This window comes from Streptomyces sp. CO7 (assembly GCF_053474865.1).
This window is the reverse complement of sequence record NZ_JBRIOU010000001.1, coordinates 61,363-62,001: the sequence shown is the minus strand read 5'-3', so window position 1 is coordinate 62,001 and position 639 is coordinate 61,363. Positions and strand designations below refer to the sequence as shown.

Below are 639 nucleotides of genomic sequence, written 5' to 3'. Positions count from 1 at the left end.
GCGCCCCCGGGTGGGGCGCGCCGCCGCCGTACCCCGGTTCCGGCCTGACCGGAGCCGGTTCCAGCGAGGACCCCGGCCGGGACCGTACGCCGGAGCGCACCGGGCGCGGACCCGGCCGGGGATCAGACCTCCAGCTCCGCCTCGATGCGCTTCAGCTGGTGGCGGGCCATCGCCAGGTTGGAGCGGGCGGCGTCCAGGGCCAGGTAGAGGAACAGTCCGTTCCCGCTGCGGCCCTTGATCAGTCGGATCAGGTGGTACTGGTCGGTGAGGGTGATCAGGATGTCCTCGATCTCGGACTGGATGCCGAGGTGTTCCATGGTGCGCATCTTGGCGCGCACCACGTCGGTGTTGCCGGCGGCGGCGACGTTCAGGTCGAAGTCCTTGCTGCCGCCGAGCGTGCCGAGCGCCATGCCGCTGGTGTAGTCCACCAGCGCGACGCCGGTGGCGCCCTCGATGGTCGTCAGGGCTTCCTTCAGGGCGGTCTCGGTGCTGGCCATTGCGGTGTTTCCTCTCAACTGTGGGTGGTGGGCGCGCCGGCCCCGCTGGTGCGGGGCGGTTGCGTCCGGTTCGGTACGGACGCGGGAGCCGCGGTGGCGCCGACGGCGCCGGGGGCCGCGACGGCCGCGGTGGGGGGTGTGG

At 72.9% G+C, this 639-nt stretch carries 1 protein-coding gene; it reads right to left on the bottom strand.

Translation table 11 applies throughout. The annotated features are described in order from the left end of the window. Window positions 1-122: 122 nt before the first annotated feature. Complete coding sequence (locus ACOV8S_RS00270; protein ID WP_351113475.1) at window positions 123-497, bottom strand: hypothetical protein; 375 nt, start codon at window positions 495-497, stop codon at window positions 123-125. Window positions 498-639: the final 142 nt, after the last annotated feature.